Source organism: Acinetobacter lwoffii, from assembly GCF_024129435.1.
GTDB classification, from domain to species: domain Bacteria; phylum Pseudomonadota; class Gammaproteobacteria; order Pseudomonadales; family Moraxellaceae; genus Acinetobacter; species Acinetobacter lwoffii_F.
On sequence record NZ_JAMXXN010000024.1, the window covers coordinates 14,612 to 38,113 of the forward strand.

Consider the following 23,502-nt stretch of genomic DNA (forward strand, 5'->3'; position numbering starts at 1 on the left):
GGTCAGATCATTTAACGATTAGGTAAAATGTCTTTCAATGCCTCATGCATGTCGAGTAAAACTTTTTCAGTCGTTTCCCAGTCGATACAGCCATCCGTAACGGATTGACCGTATTCCATATCATTCAGGTTCGCCGGAATGTCCTGACGACCACCCTTAAGATGACTTTCTACCATAATACCAACAATTGACTTGTTTCCATCAAGAATTTGTTCGGAAATGTTTTTAAGTACAAGTGGTTGCAGGTACGGGTCTTTGTTAGAGTTGGCGTGGCTGGCATCAATCATGATCTTGGTGCTGACTTTGGCCTTGGCTAGAGCAGCTTCTGCATCGGCAACCGAGCCTGCATCGTAGTTCGGTTTGCCATTACCGCCACGCAATACCACGTGAGCATAAGGATTGCCTGAAGTGCGAATCACAGCCACCTGACCCTGATCATTCAGACCGAGGAAGCTGTGACCATGTTTCACAGATTGCATCGCATTGGTCGCGACCGTTAAACCGCCGTCAGTACCATTTTTAAAGCCGACTGGTGAAGAAAGACCAGAAGACATTTCACGATGGGTCTGGCTTTCTGTGGTACGTGCACCAATCGCTGACCATGAAATCAGGTCTTGGTAATACTGTGGCGAGTTTGGATCAAGTGCTTCAGTGGCACATGGCAAGCCCATTTCATTCAGTTCAAGTAATAGCTTGCGACCGATACGCAGACCTTTTTCAATATTGAATGAATCATTCATATCCGGGTCATTGATCAGGCCTTTCCAGCCTACGGTAGTACGCGGTTTTTCAAAATAAACCCGCATCACGATATATAAGCTGTCTTTAACTTTTTCGCTCAGCACTTTTAAACGCTCAGCATATTCATGTGCCGCCGCCGGATCATGAATAGAACAAGGGCCAATTACAACGAACAGGCGCTTGTCTTCACCATCCAGAATTTTACGAATCGTTTCACGACCATGCAGTACGGTTTGATAAGCAGTTTCAGTCAACGGTAACTCTGCTTTAAGCTCGGCAGGGGTTACAAGAGGAATCATGCTGTGGATATTCACGTCATCAATATCTGATGCTGAAATAGGATTTGACTGTTGTGTATTCATTGCCGTCACTGGTTCGATCATACAAAAGGTTGTTTAATAGCCCGAATATAACATGAATGATGCGTCACTTTGTTATAAAAAAGATGAATACTTCTTTGAAAAAAAAGTGATGAATCGGATAGTTAACTTAAACGGACGGGGAATTTTGGCTCATGATTATCATTGCTGTTTCAGCAGGTTGGGCCGGTTTTGATTTCACAGGATTAATCATGAAATTTACACCGAGGGCAAATAGGGTGATACCTAAAATTTTGCGAATCAGTTTTTCCGGCATACGTGAACTAAGCAAGGTCCCCACAATAATTGCCGGAATAGAACCCACCAATAACCACATGAGTAGCATGAAATCGACATTGCCTGAAGACATATGACCCAGCCCTGCAACCAGGGTCAGTAACACTGCATGCACAACATCTGAGCCAATGATACGAATCATCGGCAGATTCGGGAACATCACTACAAGTGCCATGATGCCAAATGCGCCGGCACCCACTGAAGAGAGCGTGACAAATATGCCCAAGATAATGCCCATGATGATAATGGCTACGCGCTTTTCCTTGGCTTGCAGCTTTACTTTTTCCAGATCTTGGGTCATATCCGGTAGTTCTTGTTTTCTGTATTTATTAAAAAGATTTTCGATCTGGCTACGAAACAGAATGGATAAGCCGGTAATGGTTAGCATAAAGCCCAATACCATGGTCAGGACGGCCTTGTAATGCGTTGATTGGCTCAGATAGTTATCAAGAACCCAATGTGTTGCAAAAGATGCGGGAATACTGCCAACGGCCAGCCAGATCACAATCGGCCAGACAATATTCATTTTCTTGGCATGCACAAACGAGCCACAGAATTTAGAAATCGCGGCATAGAGCAGGTCAGTACCAATCGCGATATGCGGTTCAATCCGGAATAAACTGATAAGAATTGGCGTCATTAATGAACCGCCACCGACACCGGTGACACCTACACAAAAACCTACCAGAACGCCTGCTAAAATAAATTCAATCGGACCAAACATGCATATATGCCAAAATCAAAAAACGAGCATATCTTATGACTTTTGGATATAAGTCGTTGTCTTGATTATTGATTTACTTATGCATAAAAAAGATAAAGCTAGGTGAAGAATATTAGGTGATCTTTCATGTTTATTCACTGGGTTATGTATAAAGTGCGAATATAATGATTGATTTTAACTGTCCGATTTGACCCATTTCTGTCTAATTGAATGTACCTGTAAATGTCGATTTAATTCTTGTTATGCAAGCTCCCTTATTGACTAAGTTATTCTAAATGGTGAGTTTCTTAAAATGAGAAGATGCTTAAGCTTCTTCCGGAATAGTTACAGGATTATGTTAGAATCCCGATTCAATAAATTTCCATGCGGATCTGAGAGGAAACCCACTTGCTAAATCGAAAGCTTAAAATTGGAATCGTGGTCGGTGAAGTCTCTGGAGATACGCTTGGCGCAAAATTGATTCGCCGTTTTCGTGAGCAAGGCATTGATGCTGAATTTGAAGGTATCGGTGGTCCACAAATGATCGCGGAAGGTTTTAAAAGCTATTATCCGATGGATATTTTATCGGTGATGGGCATTGTCGAAGTTTTAAAAGATATTAAAAAACTGTTTGCTGTGCGGGATGGTCTGGTGGAAACCTGGACTAAAGATCCGGTCGATATTTTTATCGGGATTGATGCGCCTGATTTTAACCTGCGTTTGTCAAAAACCATTAAACAAAAACAGTTACCGATTAAAACCGTGCAATACGTCAGTCCTTCGGTCTGGGCATGGCGTCAAGGCCGTATACATGGCATTAAAGCCAGTATTGATCTGGTACTGTGCCTATTTCCATTTGAAAAAGCCTTTTTCAAGCAATGGGATGTTCCGGCAGCTTTTGTTGGACATCCGCTCGCCAGTCAGTTGCCGCTTGAAAATCCGATTCTGGATGCTCAGACAGAATTAGGTCTGGATCCACATCAGAAATATATTGCCTTATTGCCAGGCAGTCGTCGTGGCGAGATTGAGCGTTTGGGACCTTTGGTTCTGGATGCTGCCAATATTCTGCATCAGAAACATCCGGATTATACCTTTCTGATTCCTGCGATTAATGATGCGCGTAAACAGCAAATCGAAAGTTTATTGGCCACTTATCCTGAGAGCTTAAAAGCCCAAATTCGCCTGATGGAAAATACCAGCGCTGAGTCCAAAATTGGCCGTCAGGTCATGAATGCATCCAATATCATTGCACTGGCGTCTGGAACAGCAACGCTTGAAGCGATGTTGCTGCACCGTCCGATGGTGACTTTTTATAAATTGCACTGGCTGACCTATCGAATTGCCAAATTACTGGTAAAAATCCCATATTTTTCATTACCAAATATAATTGCTGGCAAAAAAGTGATTCAAGAACTCATCCAATCCGCTGCTACACCTGAAAATCTGGCAGCTGAAATTGAAAAACTGATGGATATTGAAGCAGCGCAGATTCAGGTTATGCAGCATATCACCATGCACAAGCAGCTACTTTCTGGCAATAGCGAAGATCCGGTCACAGCAGTATTGGCATTAGTCCAGTAATTTTAGTCTGGTAATAAAGACTGGTTCTTCTGACAATTCAGCCGGTATTGGGTCGGCGTCTGTTCAAACTGTTTTTTAAAACTTTGACTAAACGCCGTCTCGGATGAATAACCAACCAGATAAGCGATCTGCTGGATACCAAATCCACTATTTCTCAAATATTGCGCTGCCAGACGCAGGCGGTGCTGTTGCAGATAGGCAAGGGGTGGCTCACCGACAATCTGGGTAAACAGTTGGGCGAATTTGGAACGTGACATATGACACTGTTCGGCCAGACTTTCTACGGTCCAGGACTGTTCAGGTTTGCCATGAATCGCCGCCAGTGCATTAGATAATTCCGGATGCGAAAGAGCATTCAGCCAGCTCGAGGCATTTTCCAGGTTTAAAATATAATCTCGCACGCATTCAATCAGTAAAATACTGACCAGATGATCCAGAATTTTGTCACGTCCGGGACGAAGCTGCTGGGTTTCCAGTGCAAGAAATTGCAAGCCGACCTGTAACCATTCCGGTGCGGTATCACCCAGAATATGTTGAATATGCAGGTATTTAGGTAATGCACTCAAAAGAGGTTTGGCCATCTGGATATCCAAGCTAGAACGAATAGCCAGTATGAAACTATGCTCCGCCGAATTTTCCCGATTGAGATCAATACATTGCTGTACATTGCTCTGAAAATAAGGATTAATCGCATGGTGCTCAGAAAAATCGGCATTGTCTGGGCAGGAAACATGATGGGAGGAACCTGCGGGTAATAGCACCAGATCACCTTGTTGCAGCTCCAGTCGATCACCATTCATGAACTTTAATTGCGCCTGTCCTTGTAACAGGATATAGGCCAGCATAAAGGGTTCATGTTGATAGTCAAAGCCGCCCGGATGAAATACATTCAGATAAAGATATTCCGATTTTTCCAGATGAATATCATCAAAAATTTTACTTAAAGCATCCATGCCTAACTCTATTCTTCTGTTTTATTTCATTTAATTGACTATAAATTTTTTAACTTTGTGATTTTAGGCCAGAATTTGGCAGCATGTGCCAAAGACGCTGACATAGCTTTTCTGGACGTTGAATACTGTTCGCGGCTGCTGAAATATTCAACTATAAGTGCAGAGTAACATAAAAAAGGAAGGTCGCAATGAATGCCCCTGCACAAATCCAGAAAGCGCAGTTTACGCAGGAAGCGTCGGCACTAAAAGGTGTAAAGCTGGATAAAAAACGTTTTGGCTGGTTGCTCAGCCCAGGTCTGCCTGTGATCGGAATGGGAATTCTGGCCGGTTATCATTTTGGTCCTAAAGCCACTCAAAAAGTCTTTGCGATGGGCGGGCCTTTATTATTGCATGTCATCATTCCGACATTGGACGCACTGATTGGCGATGATGCCAATAATCCAAATGATGCGCAGATCAAGGCACTGGTTAACGATCCTTATTATGACCGCATTGTAAAAGCATTTATTCCCTTGCAAATGGCAGCCAATGCCTTTGCCGGTTATGTCGTAAGCCGGCCAAATGTGTCTTTGCTGGATCAGGTACTGCTTGGAGTTTCTATGGGTGCGATTAATGGTGTGGGGGTGAATACCGCACATGAACTCAGCCATCGTCCCCAGAAAAAAGACCATTACTGGTCTCATGCCAGTCTGATGCCTTTGGGCTATAACCACTTCCGGATCGAACATCCTTATGGACACCATAAACGGGTGGCGACACCAGAAGATCCGGCATCTTCAAAAATGGGTGAATCTTTTTACCGTTTCTGGCCACGTACCGTAATAGGCGGATTAAAATCTGCAATCCAGATTGAAAAAAGACGGCTCGAGCGTAAGGGACTGAAATTCTTTAATCAGGAAAATGAGCTGTTTCATGGTTGGGCCATGAGTGCCGGCTATCATGCCTTGATGCTAAAGGCGTATGGCAAGAAAATTATTCCTTATACACTGACACAGGCATTTTATGGCGTTAGCCTGTTTGAGATTGTGAATTATATCGAGCACTACGGACTGAAACGTGGACAGAAAGCGGATGGCAGTTATGAGCGAACCTTGCCGGAACATAGCTGGAATAACAACAATATCGTGACTAATCTGTTTTTGTATCAGTTACAACGCCATTCTGATCATCATGCTTTTCCAAGCCGTCCATTTCAGGCGTTGCGGCATTTTGATGAAGCGCCAGAATTACCCAGCGGTTATGCAACCATGTTGATTCCAGCCTTGATTCCACCTTTATGGTACAAAATCATGGACCAGCGGGTGTATCAGCATTATCAGGGCGATTTAAGCAAGGCCAATATCTTGACCTCCAAGCGTGCCAAGCTGTTTAAAAAGTTTGGTGTAAAAGACTCTGCCGCTTAATAAATTACAGAATAAAAATGCGCCGATAAAGGCGCATTTTTTGATGAATTCTGCCTAGAACCAGTCGACTTGCATATTCAAGCAAGTATCATCCAGAGTCATCAGTAATTTGGCCTGATGTTCAATTTCAGGGAGTTCCCAGCGAATAAAATATTGAGCTGCCTGAATTTTCCCTGCCAGAAAAGTCTGATCTTCTGCCTGCGAAGATGTGCCAAACTTGAGTTGAGCCTGATTCGCCATTTCCAGCCATAGCCAGGCTAGGATGGTCTTACCCATCATATCCAGATACAGGCCTGAATTGGCCAAAGCTTCGCTGACTTTGCCTTGATGCAAGGCCTGGCCTAAAATCTGTGTAGTCTTTTGCACAGTGGCAAGATGCTGTTTATAGATCTTTGCGAGTTCCACTATCTTAGGTTCATGAATCTCTGACAAGGTCTTCTGGATGCGCTGCATGAGCAGATTGAGCCCTTTGCCATTATGCTGCCAGAGTTTACGTCCCAGCAGATCCAGAGATTGAATGCCGTAAGTTCCTTCATGAATCGGATTGAGCCGGTTATCACGGTAACATTGCTCCACCGGATATTCACGAGTATAACCCGCGCCGCCCAGGACCTGAATAGCCAGATCATTGGCTTTCGGACCATAGGCAGAAGGGAAAGATTTGACCACCGGGGTGATGAGATCAAGCAGAATTGCACTATCTTCATCTTGAGCTGCCTGAAGTTCATCAATTAATCGGGCTGCAAATAAGCAAAGTGCCAGCGAACCTTCTACATATGACTTTTGCGCCAGTAGCATGCGTTTGACATCGGTATGTTCAATGATATTTACTGGTTTCGAGTCAGGTGTTTTTTCATGAACTGGCCGGCCTTGCGGACGGTTTTTAGCATAATCCAAAGATTCCAGATAGCCACGATAACCAATCATGGCTGCGCCCAGACCGACACCCACACGTGCTTCATTCATCATCTTGAACATATATTTTAAGCCATGACCGGGTTCACCAATTAAATAGCCTAAGCAATTATCATTTTCTCCAAAGCTTAAAACTGTAGATGTAGTACCTCGATAGCCCATTTTGTGCAGTAAGCCAGCCAGCTGTACATCATTAGCTTCACCGAGTGAACCATCCTCGTTGGTTTTGAATTTTGGTACGATAAACAGGGAAATTCCTTTCACGCCTTGCGGCGCATCCTGAATCCGCGCCAAGACCAGATGCACAATATTTTCGCTAATGTCCTGATCGCCACCCGAAATAAACATTTTCTGGCCTTTAATTTTATAAATTCCATCTGCCTGAGGAATGGCTTTAGTGGTCAGATCGCCCAAAGAGGAACCTACATTCGGCTCTGTCATGGCCATGGTGCCAGCAAAGCGGCCACTCAACATATGCGGTAGGAATATTTGCTTTTGTTTTGGGGAGGCAAAAGCCTGTATCAGGTTCGCCGCAGCGGCCGTTAGAAAAGAATAAGCCACGGTGGACGGATTGGCCGACATAAAATAAGCATTGCAGGCCATATTCACCAAAGTGGGCAGTTGCATGCCACCATCTGCATAATCATGCTGGGCGCAAAGCAGGCCGGCATCGGCAAACTGTTGCCAGGCTGTCTTCACTTCATCAATGGTTTTGACCTGTTTGCCATCAAAGTTCGGTTCTTGTTGATCAGCTTTGGCATTATGCGGCGCAAAATAATCAGTCGCGATACCTTTTGCCGTTTCCAGAATACTGTCGAAAGTATTTTTGTCATGATCCTGATAGCGTTGCAGTTTAGTCAGCGCTTCAAGTTTGAATACGTCATAAAGCTGGAAATGCAGATCTTTATCATTAATCAGTTGGGTCACGGTACTATCCTGAATGTGCAATCCTTGAGATAGCATCAAGACTAGCAGTTGCTTTTATTGAGGAGGATTGTCAATAATGACATGAATCGGGTGAAAAGTGACAAATAAAAAAATATGCAAGATGTGGTGATTTTAGGCTTTGATGGGGCACTGGCTTCGGCCATTACGGGCGTGGTCGATTTATTTGCCATGGCTGGCGTAAGCTGGAACCGGATCCAGCAGCAGGATGTACAGCGCCTGTTTAAGGTGAGTATCGCCAGTCCGGATGGACACCCGATTCGGTGTATCAATGGGCTGCAGTTGCAGGCACATGTTTCTTATCAAGAGATTCAAACTGCAGATATTCTGGTGGTACCGACCATCGCTGCACCAATTCAGGATGTATTGCAACAAAATCCAGAACTGATTCATTTTTTAAAATCTGCACATGCAGAGGCGACTTTAATTGCAGGAAACTGTACGGGGAATTTTTTTCTGGCAGAAGCAGGCATTTTAGATGACCGGATTGCAACAACACATTGGGGTTTTCAGGAAGTGTTTCGTTCACGCTATCCTAAGGTGAAACTGAATGCCGATCTGATGATTAGCCGGGATCAGAATATCTATTGTGCAGGTGGAGGCCTGGCCTGGTTTGACCTGGGTTTGCATCTGATTGAGCGCTTGTATGGCTTTGAGGTGGCCATGCAATCGGCTAAATCTTTCGTAATTGATTACCGCCGTGATAGCCAGTTGTCTTATTCATTGCTGAATATTGGCCAGCCGCACCATGATGAACTGGTACAAAAAATCCAGAACTGGCTAGAGCAGCATTTTCATGAAGATTTTAGTTTGAACGAGCTGGCGGAACAGTTTAATGTGACTGGCCGAACCCTGATTCGACGCTTTAAACAAGCCTTAGACATACCGCCCAATCAGTATTTACAAGCAATCCGGATTGAAGCCGCCCGTAAACGACTGGAAGAAACCGATCAAGCTGTGGATGTGATCATGCAAAATGTCGGCTATCAGGACCCAAGTTCATTCCGCCGTTTATTTCATAAAAAAACCGGTCTGACGCCGTTGGAATACCGGCGCCGGTTTAGCCGGCGCTTTTAAAAGCGTTTAATGAGAAGGCTGTATTTTTCCTGCTTTCCGGCCATGCAGAAGGTAATACCAGACCAGACAGCTCAGGGTGAGCAGCGCCGAGAACAGATAAAGCTGGCGATAACCAATTTGGTCCAGCAGCATACCCAGGAAATACGGGCCAAAACCAAGACCGGCATCCAGGGCAATAAAGAAGGTTGAGGTTGCGAGTCCCATACGCTGTAATGTCGTACTTTTCACCGCAATGGTTTGACACACTGACTGGATATTCCCAAAACCAAAACCGAGTAACGCTGCACTAGTGAGTAACATCACAGAGTTTTGCGCCTGACTGAGTAGCAATATTCCCAGTGCCATAATCACAATGGCAGGATAGATAATGATATTTTCACCTTTACGGTCCATTAAGGGGCCAGTAAAAGGACGCGACAGCAAAATGGCAAAGGCATACATTAAGAAAAAGAATGATGCTGCTTCGACCAGATTAATGTCTTTGGCATAAAAGTGAATAAACGACAATATGCCTGAATAAGAAGTAGCCACCAGCAGTACAATCAGTGCAATCGGTAGCGCATTCGGTTCAATATACTGAGCCAGTTTGCTGGTGCTTTGCGGAGTAGAGACTGCTGACGAATGACTTGCCTTAAGGCGTGGTGGCTGGATAAATAGCCCACAGATCAGGCAGCTGAGCGCAACAATACTGGTAAAGATGAAAATTACCTGATAATTAAAATTTGTCATCAGCCAGATTCCGGCAAAGGGACCAATCGCTGTGCCAAGGGTGCTGCTCATGCTGAAATATCCAATTCCTTCACCACGCCGTGTGGCAGGAATGGTCTGTGCAATCACTGTACCCAGTACAGTAGAAGCCATACCCATCATAAAACCGTGTATTAGGCGGATACCCAATAAAACTTCCAGCTTGGCCGGAATCATATACAGTCCGGAAAAGAGCAGAAAGCCAGTCAGGCCAATGACAAGCGTATTTTTCAAACCCAGCCGATTCAGTAATTTTCCGATCAATAATCGTCCGAATAGGGTGCCGACAATAAACAGACCTGATACCAGACCGGCTTGTGCAGTCGAAGCCCCTAGCTCAGCCACTGAGTAGCCGACAATCACAATCACCAGTAAGTAGAACACCAGAACCAGCTGGAAATTCACCAGACTGATCAGGATAAAATTGGGCGTCCATAAAGGCGCTTCTTGTTCTTGGCTCATTGAGGTCTGTCCTGAGATGAGGGATATAACTGCTGAATGAGTTGCATCAAGGTATTTTTACTGCCTTCAAGATCATCTGATGCAATGTGCTCAAGCAACTGATCTTCAAATGCATCGATCTGTTTGGAACACATCGCAAAGGTCTCAATTCCTTGCTCACTCAACTTGAACAGCTTTTGACGTTTGTCTTCAGTTTCGAGTTGGGCAATCAGATCGAGTTCAACCAGTTGCTGAATCCGCTTAGTAATACCGGGCTTGGATACATTGAGATAACTGGAAATATCTACCAGCGTGCATTGTTGCTTTGACTGGATGACGTATAACACCTGCCATAAGGAATAATTTAATTGAGATGACAACAAGATCGTATTGATCTCATCGCTCATCAGTCGTGCGCAGCGTAATAACAGCGTACGAAGTCGGGGAGATTCGGAAAACATATGGTTAGTTAACCTGGGTAACTAAATTTAGGCCTAATTTACGCCTGTTTTATCTAAAGCTCAAGAGGAGAGTTTTAAAAATTATTCAGAGTAATATTTTCTTTATCAGCAAGAGTTACATAGTTTAACCTGATTAAAAAATAATCAACAAAAGACTACATACTTTTTATAACAGCCACGCCTAAGCTAGCCATGTCACTAGAAAAATTCATGACTTAAAAATTGAAGGGCAAAGATGCCAAATAACAATGCATAGGTGAAGCTTATGACTCTGGGTTTAACTGCATTAGAGTTAGCACGAATACAGTTCGCCTTTACTGTATCTTTTCATATCATTTTTCCGGCAATTTCTATTGGCTTGGCCAGCTTTCTGGCCATTCTGGAATGGCGCTGGCTCAAAACCCAAAATCCGATTTTTCAGGATCTATTCAAATTCTGGGTGAAAATTTTCGCTGTGGCATTCGGGATGGGTGTCGTCTCTGGTGTGGTCATGAGCTACCAGTTTGGAACCAACTGGAGTGAGTTTTCCCGGGTGGCAGGCAGCGTGACTGGACCTTTATTGGCCTATGAAGTACTCACCGCTTTCTTTCTGGAAGCGGGCTTTCTGGGCATCATGTTATTTGGCTGGGGGCGAGTGGGACCAAAGGCGCACTTTTTCTCGACCTTGATGGTTGCGATAGGCACCTGTATTTCCATGTTCTGGATTCTATCGTCCAATAGCTGGATGCAGACCCCACAAGGCTTTGCGATTGAAAATGGCCTGATTGTTCCGCAAGACTGGCTTGCTATCGTGTTTAACCCATCTTTCCCTTATCGTCTGGCCCATATGGCCATGGCTGCCTTTCTGGTTTCCGCCTTACTGGTCGCTGCTACAGCCGCATGGCACCTCATCAAAGGCCGTCGTGATGCACTGGTCAAGACTTCATTTTCCATGGCGATGTGGCTGCTTCTGGTACTCGCGCCCTTACAGGTCATCGTCGGTGATATGCACGGTATTAATACCCTTGAACATCAGCCAGCCAAACTTGCAGCCATGGAAGGGCACTGGGAAACCAATCATGACGAAGGCATGCCCTTATATCTCTTTGGTATTCCAGATATGGAGGCCGAAGAAACCAAATATGCAGTCGCAATTCCCAACTTGGGTAGCCTGATTCTAACCCACTCGATGGATGGAAAGGTTACAGGACTTAAAGACTTTGCGCCTGAAGACCGGCCGAATTCGCTGGTGGTGTTCTGGAGCTTCCGGATTATGGTCGGACTCGGCGTATTGATGCTGTTACTGGCGTTATGGGGAGCGTGGGCACGTACCCGTGGTCGCTTTTATGAGTCCCGTGCATTGCACCGATTTGCCCTGATTATGGGACCTTCCGGATTTATTGCCATGCTGGCGGGATGGTTTACCACAGAAGTCGGCCGTCAGCCTTGGGTAGTCTACGGCATCATGCGAACCAAGGATGCATTGTCTCCGGTTTCCGCTGAACAGGTGGGGCTGACTCTGATTATTTTTGTAGTCGTCTACTGTGTGGTATTTGGTATCGGAATTTACTACATGTTGCGTCTGATGCACAAAGGTCCAGAGTTTATTCATACCCGACCAGATCATGAATCAGATAGCGATGTAGTGCAGGCTTCACGCCGGCCATTAAGTAGTATTCGCGAACGTATCGAAGAAGTTCCTGAACAACCGGATCAGGAGGATAAAAAATGATTGATTTATCATTAATCTGGATTGTGATTATTGGTTTGGGTGTATTGATTTATACCATTCTCGATGGTTTCGATCTGGGCATCGGCATCTTGTTTCCTTTCTTTCCGCATCAGGATGAACGTGATGTCATGATGAATACCGTGGCTCCGGTCTGGGATGGCAATGAAACCTGGATGGTACTGGGTGGTGCAGGGTTATTTGCAGCTTTCCCACTTGCTTACTCGACCGTACTCTCGGCACTGTATATGCCAATTATTCTGATGGTGATTGCCTTGATTTTCCGCGGCGTGGCTTTTGAGTTCCGCTTCAAGGCAAACCGCAGTAAGCATTGGTGGGATAAAGCCTTTATCGGTGGTTCTGCGATTACCAGTTTCCTGCAAGGCATGATTTTAGGGGCCTATATTCAGGGCATTGAAACTCGAAATGGTGTCTATGTCGGTAGTGGTCTGGACTGGCTCACTCCATTCAGTATTTTCACCGGAATCAGTGTGGTGGTGCTCTATGCGGCATTAGGCTGTGGCTGGCTGATCTATAAAACCGGAGATGATTTGCAGGATCGAATGTTTAAACTGATGCCTAAGCTGATTATTGCCTTGCTGATCATATTGGGTGCTGTCAGTATTTATACGCCGTTGACTCATCCTCAGATTGCAGAACGCTGGTTTAGTCAGCCACAATTTACCTATTTTATGCCCGTTCCAGTTCTGGTTCTGCTATTTACCTGGCTGGCTTTGCGTGCCTGTAAGAGACGCAGTGAATTAGGTCCATTTACCTATATGCTGGTTCTGGTTTTCCTCGCTTATACTGGATTCTTGATCAGTCTATGGCCATATATTATCCCGCCGAGCGTGACTATCTGGCAGGCTGCAGCGCATGAAAATAGCCAGCTATTTGCCTTGATTGGTGCCTTGATCCTGATTCCTATTATTGTGATTTATACTGGTATGTCCTATTGGGTGTTCCGGCATAAGGTCAGGGTCGGCGATGATGGCTATCATTAAGGAGTGGTCATGAAAGGCAAACAGGCATTATGGTTTGTAGGATTATGGCTGGCAGGATTTTTAACGCTGGCCCTGATTGCTGGCGCATTCCGCTTTCTGGTGCATTTGGCTTATTAAATTAGTAAAACTAAAAAAATGAAAAAAGTGATCTGAATGTACTGATCACTTTTTATTATTTGCCATTTATCTTTGATAAAACCAAATTTACGATTTTACCTGTTTACGATAAACACTTGGACGTACAGGACGGCTACTTTTCCAAAGGCCTTTTTTCTGTTTCTTGGCTTTATTTTGCAGTTCCATCATATAGCGTAAATGGGTTTTGTCCTTGATATATTCTTCATAGACCCACGCTGCACCACGTTTGACAATCTCTTCATTGATATTTTTGCGATAGCGATAGACGACACCCACACAGCGACCATAACGGTCAATGTCGGTTATCTTGACCCGAACCATTTTATTATTCACCATGCTTTTGACCAGACGTTGCGATTCCTTGCCATAGGCTTGTGATGATTCAGGGGCATCGACAAAAGCAAAGCGCAATTTGGTCTCAGAGCGACGAATATTAAAACGGTAGCAGGTGAGGGTATCACCATCACTTACGGCTTTTACACGGCACCAGTATTTTTTGCCTTTCTTAAAGGGGCGGAAAACATCTTTTAAATAAACTGTAATTTTATGCAGCAGATAATAAGAAAAACACAGCAGTACGAGGCCCAGCACAATTTGCCAGGTGATGGAGAGATTTAACAAAGGCAAGATCCAAATCAGCAAAACCAGCTGTAAAATCACAGCTAAAAGTCGAGCCATTTTAGAGCAAAGCCAGTAGATCTACGGCTTAAAAGCTAATCACTCAGTGTTTAGTTTTGTACCAGCTAAAATAGCCTAAGTATATTTTTCTACTGAAAAGATGAAGATGCAACCATCTAAACTTATATAAAAATAGCCTAAGTAAACTTGCATTCCTTTATAAATAGCCTAAGCAAAAATTTTATAAATTTCACTTCTCAAAAATTGATGTCTTTTATTCTCTTGCAAATCCTTATGCCAATACATCCCCATATTAATTTTCGGCAGTTCCACAGGGACTTCAAAAATATTTAGACTGGTAGCCAATTGTAAATGCGTCAATACATTTTTAGGAATAGTCAGCATGGCTGTCTTTTGCTGCTCCAGAATTTGCAGAGCAGTTGAGTAATGCTGACAGCGTAAAAAAATCTGTCGTGAATATTGTTTCCGACTTAAATAAATATCTTCAACCAAAACACCAGTACGGCGTGATGACACGCCAATATGAGGCGAGGCAAGATAAATCTGCTCATTCATTTCTGTTAATTGTGTACACACTACAAATTCATCTTGCACCAAGCGTTCAAACTGGATTTTTTCAGCAATGTTTTGTTCCAGATCTATGACAAAATCAATCTGTTGAGAGGCGAGGTCTGCTGCTATATTTTTACGGTCCAGCTTCATGCTGCTAAGTTGAATTTCCAGATTGAGTTGTTGAAAGTGCTGAACCAGTCTGGGAAAGATCATTGGCTCAATTTCATCATGTACGGCAATTTTCAAACTCTGAATCATTTCCGGTCTGAAGTGCTGATGCTGTATTGAAATATTTTGAATCGCAAAAAGTGCATTCTTCAGCTCAGGATAGATCTGTTCCGCAAACGGCGTAGGTTGCATTTTGCTGCCAGTACGTACAAATAAATCATCCTGTAAATGCTGTCTTAAACGTTGTAAAGCATGACTGGCAGCAGACTGGCTAACTGATAAAATCTGTGCAGCTTTAGAAATACTGTTCTGCTCATAAATTGCCATAAAAAGCGGATAAAGGTTAATGTCGATACGATGAAAATTTCGCAGGTCCATGACTGTTTTAGAATGAATGCTATGCATAATAATGTATGGAGTAAAATCATTTTATTCATAATAGGTTTTGGGTTAAGGTGTTGTAAAGCGTATGAATTAGAATATTTAGAGGGATAAAGAGATGTTTGAGCTTTCAGCACGTGCACAAGATTATTTAAATAGAACCAAAAAATTTATTGCTGAGGAAATTGAACCAGTTGAAGCTGATTTCTGGCAGCAAGTTCATGAGTTGAACCAAGGCGGCGACTGGACCAAATGGCAATGGCCTGCAGAACTGGAAAGCTTAAAAGCCAAAGCCAAGGCAGCTGGCCTTTGGAATATGTTTCTCCCTTGTCCTGAACTTGGCCAGGGTTTATCGGTTCAGGAATATGCACATATTGCCGAACTTTCAGGTCGTAGCCTGATTGCACCAGTCGTATTTAACTGTAATGCGCCAGATAGCGGCAATATGGAAGTATTGTGGCGTTATGGTTCTGAAGAACAGAAACAGCAATGGCTGAAGCCACTATTAGAAGGGAAAATCCGTTCGGTCTTTTGTATGACTGAACCTGCAGTTGCATCCAGTGATGCGACCAATATGCAGGCAACGGCGGTAATTCAAGGTGATGAGATTGTTCTGAATGGTCGTAAATGGTGGTCATCAGGTCTGGGTGATCCAAATACTAAAATCATTATTTTTATGGCACATACTCCAGATGAAACAAAAGACCGTCATCATCAGCATTCGATGGTTCTAGTTCCGGTAGATACCGCAGGGGTAAAAATTGAACGTATGCTGCCAGTGTTTGGTGACTACGATGCTCCGCATGGCCACGGCGAAGTCAGCTTTGAAAATGTCCGTGTCCCTGTTTCGAATTTTATTGGCGGTGCCGGTCAGGGCTTTGAAATTGCTCAAGGTCGCTTAGGACCAGGTCGTATTCATCATTGCATGCGCTGCATCGGGGCTGCGGAAAAATCCTTAGAGTTGATGATTGACCGAGGCATGAGCCGCACAGCATTTGGCAAAGAGATTTTAAAACTTGGCGGCAATCTGGAACGTGTCGCGGAAGCCCGGGTTGCAATTGATCAGGCACGCCTTTTGACCTTGTATGCCGCCTATAAAATGGATACTTTAGGGAATATGGCGGCACTGACTGAAATTTCTGCAATTAAAGTCGTTGCGCCAAGTGTGCTGGAAAAAGTTGTCGATATGGCAATCCAGATCCACGGCGGTGCCGGTGTCTCTCGTGATACGCCACTGACCGGATTCTTTGCCCAGGCACGTGCCTTACGTTTGGCTGATGGCCCGGATGAAGTGCATAAGGGCATGATTGCCAAACTGGAACTGGCAAAACGTGGCTACAGTACACGCCACAAAAAATAAACTGGCTTAAATAGAAGATTGCAACGTATTAAAAAATTTTAAGGAAAAATTATGGCGGTTATTGATGTAGGTGGAGCAGTTCGTGCAGGTGAACAACTGGATGTACAAGCCATCACCAATTGGTTAATTCAGCAAAATGTGAATGTTGAAGGCCCTGTGCAGGTGACCCAATATTCAGGCGGAGCTTCAAACTGGACCTACCGTTTACAGTATGCCAATGCCGATTTAATTTTACGTCGTCCGCCACAAGGTACCAAAGCCAAATCAGCCCATGATATGGCACGTGAATATCATGTGCAGAAAGCCTTGGCTGAACATTATCCCGTCGTGCCTGAAATGGTCGCGCTTTGTCAGGATGAATCAGTGATTGGTTGTGATTTCTATGTGATGAAACGGCTTGAAGGAATTATTCCTCGCGCCAAAATGCCAGCTGAGCTGCAGCTTACTGAATCCGATATCCGGACTTTATGTATCAATGTGATTGATAAACTGATCGAATTGCATCAGGTGCCTTATCAAGGAACTGAACTTGAAAATCTCGGTAAGGGTGAAGGCTATTGTCGCCGTCAGGTCGAAGGCTGGGATGTACGTTATGAAAAGGCTAAAACTTTAAATGTTCCATCGTTTAAATATGTGCGCAACTGGCTTAAAGATAATATTCCTTCAGATTCTAAAACCTGTGTGATTCATAATGACTGGCGTTTTGATAATGTCATCTTAAATCCGGAAAATCCGACTGAAGTGATTGGCGTACTGGACTGGGAAATGGCGACACTCGGCGATCCGCTCATGGACCTAGGTTCTGCTTTAGCCTATTGGGTGGAAGATACTGACAATGCCATCTTTAAGGCGACACGCCGCCAGCCGACCAATCTAAAAGGTATGTTTACCCGTAAAGAAGTGGTGGATTACTACTTGGGAAAAACCGGCCTGCAACCGGAAAACTGGGCGTTTTATGAGGTGTTCGGAATTTTCCGTCTCGCGGTGATTGCCCAGCAGATCTATTATCGTTATTACCATAAACAGACTAATAATCCAGCGTTCAAGGATTTTTGGGTGGTGATTCATGCCTTGCATATTCGTGCCTTAAAACTGATTGGCAAGCAAAAACTGGAAGCCAATGAGATTGCACAAAAGTATGTGCTTAAATTTAAAGAGATAATGCCAAAATGACTACCATTTACTTGATCCGGCATGGCCAGGCCTCTTTTGGCGCAGAAAGTTACGATCAACTTTCGCCCAACGGCGAGTTACAGGCAAAGCTTTTGGGTCGCTATTTTGACGAAATCCTGAAAGAAGCGCCTTATGTGGTGGCAGGTTCCATGCAACGCCATCAACAGACAGCGCAATTATCACTGGACGAATGTTTTCCGGAAAGCGAGATTCTGACCGATAGTGCCTGGAATGAGTTTAATCATCAGCAGGTATTTGCGCGTTATGAGCCGCGCTTTAATCAGCCTGAATTGCTGAAACAGGATGTGTCAGAACATGAAAATCCACGGGATTATCTGAGCAAGATTTTTAGCGGTGCAATTGCACGCTGGACTGGCGATGATTATCACCATGAATATGATGAATCTTGGCCAAGTTTCAAAGCACGTGTGGAAAGCGGCTTAGAAAATTTGTGTGACAAGCTGGCCAAAAGCCGTCCGCGCTATGCAGTGGTCTATACCTCAGGTGGTGTGATTTCTGTTGCAGTGGGTAAGATTTTAGGGCTGAGCCCGGAGAAAACCTTTGCCCTAAACTGGGCGATTACCAATACCAGTATCACGACACTGCGTCTGGTGGGTAATGAACCGCAACTACTCAGTTTAAATGAACATCATTTTATTAAAGCACAGCATCCAGACTTATTGACCTGGATTTAAAATGAGATTGAAAACGTAATGCGCTAGAAAAATAAAGGAATAGGGTAAACATATGGTTAAAACAATTTTAATTACCGGTGCAAGTTCAGGGATTGGCGCCGGTATGGCACGTGAATTTGCAAAAAAAGGCTATAATCTGGCCATTTGTGCGCGTCGTCTGGAGCGTCTGGAAACCTTAAAACAGGAACTGGAAAGCCAATATGGCATCAAAGTCATTGCCAAAACTTTAGATGTGACCGATTACGATCAGGTTTTTGAGGTTTTCCGCGCGTTTAAAGAAGACTTTGGCACGATTGACCGAGTTATTGTGAATGCTGGTGTCGGTGAGGGCCGCCGGATTGGTAAAGGTAATTTTGCTATCAATAAAGCCACGGTTGAAACCAACTTTATTTCGGCATTAGCACAATGTGAAGCTGCAGTTGAAATCTTCCGTGCACAAAACTCTGGCCATCTGGTGATGATTTCATCTATGAGTGCAATGCGCGGTATGCCAAAACATTTAACGGCTTATGGTGCAAGTAAGGCCGGCGTGGCTCATTTAGCGGAAGGCATTCGAGCTGAATTGATCAATACGCCAATAAAAGTGACCACCATTTTCCCAGGATATATTCGTACTGAAATTAATGAAGGGGCAAAAAAGCTACCTTTTGAAGTAGATGAAAAAACTGGTTCGCGTTTATTGGCAGCAGAAATTGAAAAAGCACCAGTTAAGGCTTATGTGCCGAAATGGCCTTGGTTGCCACTCGGTCTAGCCATGAAAGTATTACCACTTAAACTGGTGAACAAGTTAGGTTAAAAGCGCTCTTAGATCTATAAAAAGAGAAGCTAGAGCGCTTCTCTTTTTATTTTTTATGACAAACTGAGAAAAATTTCTGAATCAGTATTTTTTTCTAAAAAATGTATAGCTTGAATTTACAAAAAAGCGAAATTTTATAAATCCTAATATATTGATTATTAAAATAAAGTTTTAAATTATCAAAAATTATATTTTTATTTTATTGATGAATTTTCAATTAAATCAATTACTTTTAAATTTTCGTTTCATGAGAAAGACCATCTTTTACTTTTCCTAATTTTCGCCAATTTTAAGAACTTTTCCAAACTGTCCAAAACTTAGACATACTCACTCTAAAAGTGGAAAGATAACTTCTCTTTTTTAGAATTTCCTTTAATGTACAACCGTTCAGAAATTAAAGGTTGTCCATATGTCTACATCTGCGGATATGACTGACCAGCAGCGAATCTCCAAGGTCAGAAGTATCGTTACCCAGGCCGGGGAAGAGGTGCGTGCTCGTTATCCCATACTCAAACATCAGAACTTTATAGGCGCGAGTATTTTAGGCTTTGCCTGGGCAGGCATGATTGCATGCGCGGTAGCATATGGAACAGGTTATCTCTCAGCATGGTTTACCATTCCCTTGATTGCGATTTTTGCGTCATTGACCCATGAATTGGAACATGACCTGATTCATTATATGTATTTCAAAAAAACACCTTGGGCACATCATTTGATGTTAGCACTGGTCTGGTTGGCACGTCCAAACACCATCAGTCCGTGGGCACGTCGTCGTTTACATTTGCATCATCATAAATATTCAGGCACTGAACATGACCTGGAAGAACGTGGCATCAGTAATGGTATGCCTTGGGGCATTCGCCGAATTCTGGTCATTAGTGACCAGTTGATGTCAGTGTATCTGCGTCCATTTCAGATGTTTAAGATGATTCATCTTTTTCTGGAAAAACAGCCTGAAAAAGAACGTAAAATTGCCATGATTTCTCAGTTATTCGGCTTTTTACCTCTCAGCATTATTTACTATGGATTGTGCTATCTGTTTGTGGTTTTTCATGGTTTAAATGCGATTGCACCGCTATTTGGTTATGAGATGCTCTGGTCACAAGGTATTGTCAACACGATGCCGATCGTGAATCTGCTGGCAGTCATCTGGGTGATTCCGAACTTTATCCGTTCTTTTAGCTTGCAGTTTGTCAGTTCAAATATGCATTACTATGGCGATATTGATCCACGTGATGTGATCAAACAAACCCAAGTGCTCAATCCATGGTGGATGGTCCCGTTCCAGTTATTCTGCTGTAATTTTGGTTCGACCCATGCGATTCATCACTTTGTAGTCAAGGAGCCATTTTATATCCGTCAACTGACGTCTAAAACGGCGCATAAAGTAATGAAAGAAGTGGGCGTGCGTTTTAATGATGTGGGAACCTTTAAGCGTATGAATCGCTGGAATGACTATAAAATCTAAGCTTTGATTGTCATAAAAATCCCGTTTTTAAGCGGGATTTTTTTATATTTATCCTTTGTGATTTACCCAAGGGCAAGATGTATAAGCCTATATTTTGCAAGAATCCTATCTCAGTCAAATTTAGGTGAACATTCATCTAAAATGATTGCTGAGGAAATAGTTCAAAAGAATAAACTCAGGTAAAATCAAGTATATCTTTATATAAATTAGCCCACTATGTTGCTGAAAGCCGCCACCATTGCCTTGATTCCTGCACTCGTCATTCAGGGTAATCGCGTCAAGAAAAATACCTTGAAGTTGCCTGAACCACAGGGAAAACGTCAAGGTCGAACCGGAATAGGCAAAAAACTTTCTCTGCTCATTTTAGGAGATTCCGCGGCGGCAGGGGTAGGAGTAGAACATCAGGATGATGCATTACTGGGTGCAATTCTACATGAACTGAAAAATGACTTTGAAATTGACTGGAAATTACAGGCCAAAACCGGTGATACCAGCTCAAAAGTAATTCATGCTTTGGACCAGATTGAAGTCCAGCACTATGATGTAATCGTCACGTCGGTTGGCGTCAATGATGTGACAAAACTGATGCCTGCCCGGGTCTGGATTCAGAAACAGGAACAGCTTTATAGCAAAATCCAGCAAAAATTTAGCCCGAAACTGATCATTGCTGCCGGAGTTCCGCCAATGAATATGTTTCCGGCGCTACCGAATCCTTTGGCTTGGCTCTTTGGCCAGTATGCTAAACAGATGAACCAGCAACTGGAAAAATTTGTGAATCAGCAAGTGAATATGCAATGGATTGAATACGATATTGAAAAATACCGTGCCATGAATTTACAAATGGCTGCAGATGGTTTTCATCCGAGTAAGGAAGTTTATACACTTTGGGGACAAGAAGTAGCTGGCAAGATTCGGAAGACCTTCTAAAATAGTTGAAATCTCTCAATTTAGCTAATTCTATGTCTGATATTGAAACACATCCGCTACCGCCATTTTTACCACCCAATGCAAAATTGCTGATGTTGGGCAGCTTCCCGCCACCTGCCACACGCTGGAAAATGAACTTTTATTATCCAAACTACCAGAATGATATGTGGCGGATTTTTGGACTGATTTTTTTTGAAAATAAAGATTACTTTTTGGACTTACCCAATAGAAAATTTCAGGAAAACTTAATCCGGGATTTTTTAACTGAAACGGGGATTGCGATTTTTGATAGTGGCTATCAGATCCGGCGTTTAAAGGGCAATGCTTCAGACAAATTTTTGGAAATTGTAGTACCTACCAATATTGAGCAACTGCTCAGCCAAATGCCGCAGTGCAATCATATTATGACCACAGGCGACAAGGCCACAGACACCATGATGCTGTCCATGCCTGAAGGGACTTTAAAGCCGAGTATTGGTCAACCTAGCCAAGCCCATTTTGTCGGACGTGATCTGTATTTATATCGCATGCCTTCATCTTCTCGAGCCTATCCGGTTTCTCTGGAGAAAAAAGCCGAAAGTTACCGGACGATGTTTGAACATGTGGGTCTGGTTTAATATTTAATCCAATAATCAGATGAAAAAATAGTTAAAGAAGTTTCTGGGCTGCAGATAAGAAATGAACTTACTATTTGTAAGTTTTTGGTTGTATTTATTCACATATTTGGATATTCGACCCAGCGATAGCTATTGATCTTAATCTCCCGGACATGATGAAAGCTTGACCAGATTAACTGGCTACCTTTGGTCCATTTTAAAGCTCGAATACGCGAATCCACCTGCTGTATTTCCTCAGGTGAGGCCGGACGTAAAGGCTCAATTTCTGCATATAAGCGTACTCCTGGATAACGCTTAAATTTACCTTTAAGCAACGCATGAAACCAAAACATTTTGCTACTGTTCACAGCCTGTATGCAGGCCATCGGCTGATGCTGCAAATTCTCAGAAAAAGTAGTGGAATAAGTATCAAAAAAGAAACCCGTACTGGTCTTTTTGTTGAGGAATACGGTTCCGATCGGAATAATACTAGGAAAGCCTTTGGAGTTGACTGTTGCAATAGAGCAATGCATGGCGGCCCGTTGTGCATCAGCGACCACCTGGCGAATCTGTTGCCATTCATTATCAGAAATCATGCCTTGATTCTCTTATTATTTTTATAAATTTTATAACAAGTTACCCAGCTCGGCATTGCCTGAAAAAACTGAAGCCACGGCAGTTTGATCAATCTAAATCGTTATTCAGATTATAAAAAAGAGCCCCATAGGCTCTTTAAAAAATGCAAAACTCGGCGATTAGCCATCGTATTCGACATAATCCCATAAGTTTAAACGTGCTTTAATTTCCTGACGGATCTCGGGCAACATCGGCAAAAGAGTGCCATCAATCCATAAGCTCAATGCTTGGGCAGAGAGTACTTGCTGCAATTCATCGACCAGTTGTGCACCTTTCAACATAATACCGGTCTCATCAGTGGCTTCGGTTTCTACACCTTTAAATAAAACCTGTAATTCATAACCGCTATCCTGAATCAGCCATTCCAGTTCAAGTTGAATATTTTCACTGGATTTCAAAACTACCTGTCCCTCGACCGTATCGGAGTCGGACAGACAGTCATGTTCCACCCGAATTTTGGCCAAATACCATTCTTGCTGGGATAAATCATGGAGAGTTTTTACAGGCGTCAGAATATCACTGAACTTAAACTGACGGCTTAAATCAAAAAATTGCATGGGAGTGGAGGGCGAACAATCGCAAAATACGAGAAAAGTGTAATTCTAAAGTAAGCGCAATCGACTGTAAAACCTTTTAAA

General features: G+C 43.3%; 23 protein-coding genes. 13 read left to right on the plus strand and 10 right to left on the minus strand.

Features of this window, described 5'->3' with window-relative positions; translation table 11 throughout:
- Positions 1-11 precede the first annotated feature (11 nt).
- Both NI455_RS12735 and NI455_RS12740 read right to left on the minus strand, forming a co-directional pair.
- Entirely contained in the window at positions 12-1,103 is a 1,092-nt protein-coding gene (locus tag NI455_RS12735; RefSeq protein WP_174766804.1) for a 3-deoxy-7-phosphoheptulonate synthase, read from the minus strand.
- 127 nt (positions 1,104-1,230) lie between these two features.
- Positions 1,231-2,121 carry a sulfite exporter TauE/SafE family protein gene (locus NI455_RS12740; RefSeq protein ID WP_253114489.1) on the minus strand — a complete coding sequence of 297 codons (891 nt, stop codon included), beginning with the start codon at positions 2,119-2,121 and terminating at the stop codon, positions 1,231-1,233.
- Between the two features lie 387 nt (positions 2,122-2,508).
- On the opposite strand from NI455_RS12740, the gene lpxB reads away from it, so the two are divergent.
- Entirely contained in the window at positions 2,509-3,681 is a 1,173-nt protein-coding gene (lpxB, locus tag NI455_RS12745) for a lipid-A-disaccharide synthase (RefSeq protein WP_253114490.1), read from the plus strand.
- A 2-nt stretch (positions 3,682-3,683) separates the two neighbouring features.
- On the opposite strand, the gene NI455_RS12750 is transcribed toward lpxB, so the two are convergent.
- Positions 3,684-4,634 carry an AraC family transcriptional regulator gene (locus NI455_RS12750; protein WP_180038469.1) on the minus strand — a complete coding sequence of 317 codons (951 nt, stop codon included), beginning with the start codon at positions 4,632-4,634 and terminating at the stop codon, positions 3,684-3,686.
- Between the two features lie 188 nt (positions 4,635-4,822).
- Between NI455_RS12750 and NI455_RS12755 the strand changes: the two genes are divergently transcribed.
- Positions 4,823-6,037, plus strand: a complete 1,215-nt coding sequence (locus NI455_RS12755; protein WP_253114492.1) for an alkane 1-monooxygenase — start codon at positions 4,823-4,825, stop codon at positions 6,035-6,037.
- A 54-nt stretch (positions 6,038-6,091) separates the two neighbouring features.
- Here NI455_RS12755 and NI455_RS12760 read toward each other — a convergent pair whose 3' ends face one another.
- Entirely contained in the window at positions 6,092-7,915 is a 1,824-nt protein-coding gene (locus NI455_RS12760) for an acyl-CoA dehydrogenase (protein WP_253114519.1), read from the minus strand.
- A 78-nt stretch (positions 7,916-7,993) separates the two neighbouring features.
- Between NI455_RS12760 and NI455_RS12765 the strand changes: the two genes are divergently transcribed.
- Positions 7,994-8,974 (plus strand): GlxA family transcriptional regulator, encoded by a 981-nt coding sequence (locus tag NI455_RS12765; RefSeq protein ID WP_253114495.1) that lies wholly within the window; start codon positions 7,994-7,996, stop codon positions 8,972-8,974.
- Between the two features lie 6 nt (positions 8,975-8,980).
- Here NI455_RS12765 and NI455_RS12770 read toward each other — a convergent pair whose 3' ends face one another.
- The gene (locus NI455_RS12770) at positions 8,981-10,183 is read right to left on the minus strand and encodes an MFS transporter (RefSeq protein ID WP_180181312.1); all 1,203 of its coding nucleotides are present in this window, start codon (positions 10,181-10,183) and stop codon (positions 8,981-8,983) included.
- Positions 10,180-10,623 carry a MarR family winged helix-turn-helix transcriptional regulator gene (locus tag NI455_RS12775; RefSeq protein WP_253114498.1) on the minus strand — a complete coding sequence of 148 codons (444 nt, stop codon included), beginning with the start codon at positions 10,621-10,623 and terminating at the stop codon, positions 10,180-10,182. The genes NI455_RS12770 and NI455_RS12775 overlap by 4 nt, the downstream gene beginning before the upstream one ends.
- Before the next feature lie 265 nt (positions 10,624-10,888).
- On the opposite strand from NI455_RS12775, the gene NI455_RS12780 reads away from it, so the two are divergent.
- From NI455_RS12780 to NI455_RS12790, 3 genes are read left to right on the plus strand one after another with little or no spacing between them, the layout of a single operon-like run.
- Positions 10,889-12,334, plus strand: a complete 1,446-nt coding sequence (locus NI455_RS12780) for a cytochrome ubiquinol oxidase subunit I (protein ID WP_004731186.1) — start codon at positions 10,889-10,891, stop codon at positions 12,332-12,334.
- The gene (cydB, locus tag NI455_RS12785; RefSeq protein ID WP_005266276.1) at positions 12,331-13,335 is read left to right on the plus strand and encodes a cytochrome d ubiquinol oxidase subunit II; all 1,005 of its coding nucleotides are present in this window, start codon (positions 12,331-12,333) and stop codon (positions 13,333-13,335) included. Before NI455_RS12780 ends, cydB begins: the two co-directional genes overlap by 4 nt.
- Before the next feature lie 9 nt (positions 13,336-13,344).
- Positions 13,345-13,452 carry a hypothetical protein gene (locus tag NI455_RS12790; RefSeq protein WP_004647088.1) on the plus strand — a complete coding sequence of 36 codons (108 nt, stop codon included), beginning with the start codon at positions 13,345-13,347 and terminating at the stop codon, positions 13,450-13,452.
- Positions 13,453-13,539: 87 nt separating this feature from the next.
- Here NI455_RS12790 and NI455_RS12795 read toward each other — a convergent pair whose 3' ends face one another.
- Together NI455_RS12795 and NI455_RS12800 are read right to left on the minus strand one after the other, a co-directional pair.
- Positions 13,540-14,151, minus strand: a complete 612-nt coding sequence (locus NI455_RS12795; RefSeq protein ID WP_180181314.1) for a thermonuclease family protein — start codon at positions 14,149-14,151, stop codon at positions 13,540-13,542.
- A 168-nt stretch (positions 14,152-14,319) separates the two neighbouring features.
- Positions 14,320-15,237, minus strand: a complete 918-nt coding sequence (locus tag NI455_RS12800) for a LysR family transcriptional regulator (protein ID WP_253114501.1) — start codon at positions 15,235-15,237, stop codon at positions 14,320-14,322.
- Positions 15,238-15,331: 94 nt separating this feature from the next.
- On the opposite strand from NI455_RS12800, the gene NI455_RS12805 reads away from it, so the two are divergent.
- The 7 genes from NI455_RS12805 (at position 15,332) to NI455_RS12835 (ending at position 22,249) form a co-directional block, all read left to right on the plus strand.
- Positions 15,332-16,573: an acyl-CoA dehydrogenase family protein gene (locus NI455_RS12805; RefSeq protein WP_253114503.1), complete on the plus strand. Its 1,242-nt coding sequence runs from the start codon at positions 15,332-15,334 to the stop codon at positions 16,571-16,573.
- Between the two features lie 51 nt (positions 16,574-16,624).
- Entirely contained in the window at positions 16,625-17,746 is a 1,122-nt protein-coding gene (locus NI455_RS12810; RefSeq protein WP_253114506.1) for a phosphotransferase family protein, read from the plus strand.
- Positions 17,743-18,441 (plus strand): histidine phosphatase family protein, encoded by a 699-nt coding sequence (locus NI455_RS12815; RefSeq protein WP_005266282.1) that lies wholly within the window; start codon positions 17,743-17,745, stop codon positions 18,439-18,441. Before NI455_RS12810 ends, NI455_RS12815 begins: the two co-directional genes overlap by 4 nt.
- Before the next feature lie 52 nt (positions 18,442-18,493).
- Positions 18,494-19,237, plus strand: coding sequence for an SDR family oxidoreductase (locus tag NI455_RS12820; protein ID WP_253114509.1), 744 nt, complete (start codon positions 18,494-18,496; stop codon positions 19,235-19,237).
- A gap of 409 nt (positions 19,238-19,646) precedes the next feature.
- On the plus strand, positions 19,647-20,705 hold the full coding sequence (locus NI455_RS12825) for a fatty acid desaturase (RefSeq protein ID WP_005100136.1): 1,059 nt from the start codon (positions 19,647-19,649) through the stop codon (positions 20,703-20,705).
- A gap of 216 nt (positions 20,706-20,921) precedes the next feature.
- Positions 20,922-21,632 carry an SGNH/GDSL hydrolase family protein gene (locus NI455_RS12830; RefSeq protein WP_191112248.1) on the plus strand — a complete coding sequence of 237 codons (711 nt, stop codon included), beginning with the start codon at positions 20,922-20,924 and terminating at the stop codon, positions 21,630-21,632.
- 32 nt (positions 21,633-21,664) lie between these two features.
- Positions 21,665-22,249 carry a uracil-DNA glycosylase family protein gene (locus NI455_RS12835; protein WP_004731170.1) on the plus strand — a complete coding sequence of 195 codons (585 nt, stop codon included), beginning with the start codon at positions 21,665-21,667 and terminating at the stop codon, positions 22,247-22,249.
- Between the two features lie 98 nt (positions 22,250-22,347).
- Here NI455_RS12835 and NI455_RS12840 read toward each other — a convergent pair whose 3' ends face one another.
- Both NI455_RS12840 and NI455_RS12845 read right to left on the minus strand, forming a co-directional pair.
- On the minus strand, positions 22,348-22,824 hold the full coding sequence (locus tag NI455_RS12840; RefSeq protein ID WP_253114512.1) for a pyridoxamine 5'-phosphate oxidase family protein: 477 nt from the start codon (positions 22,822-22,824) through the stop codon (positions 22,348-22,350).
- Between the two features lie 159 nt (positions 22,825-22,983).
- Complete coding sequence (locus NI455_RS12845) at positions 22,984-23,421, minus strand: hypothetical protein (RefSeq protein ID WP_004647076.1); 438 nt, start codon at positions 23,419-23,421, stop codon at positions 22,984-22,986.
- Positions 23,422-23,502: the final 81 nt, after the last annotated feature.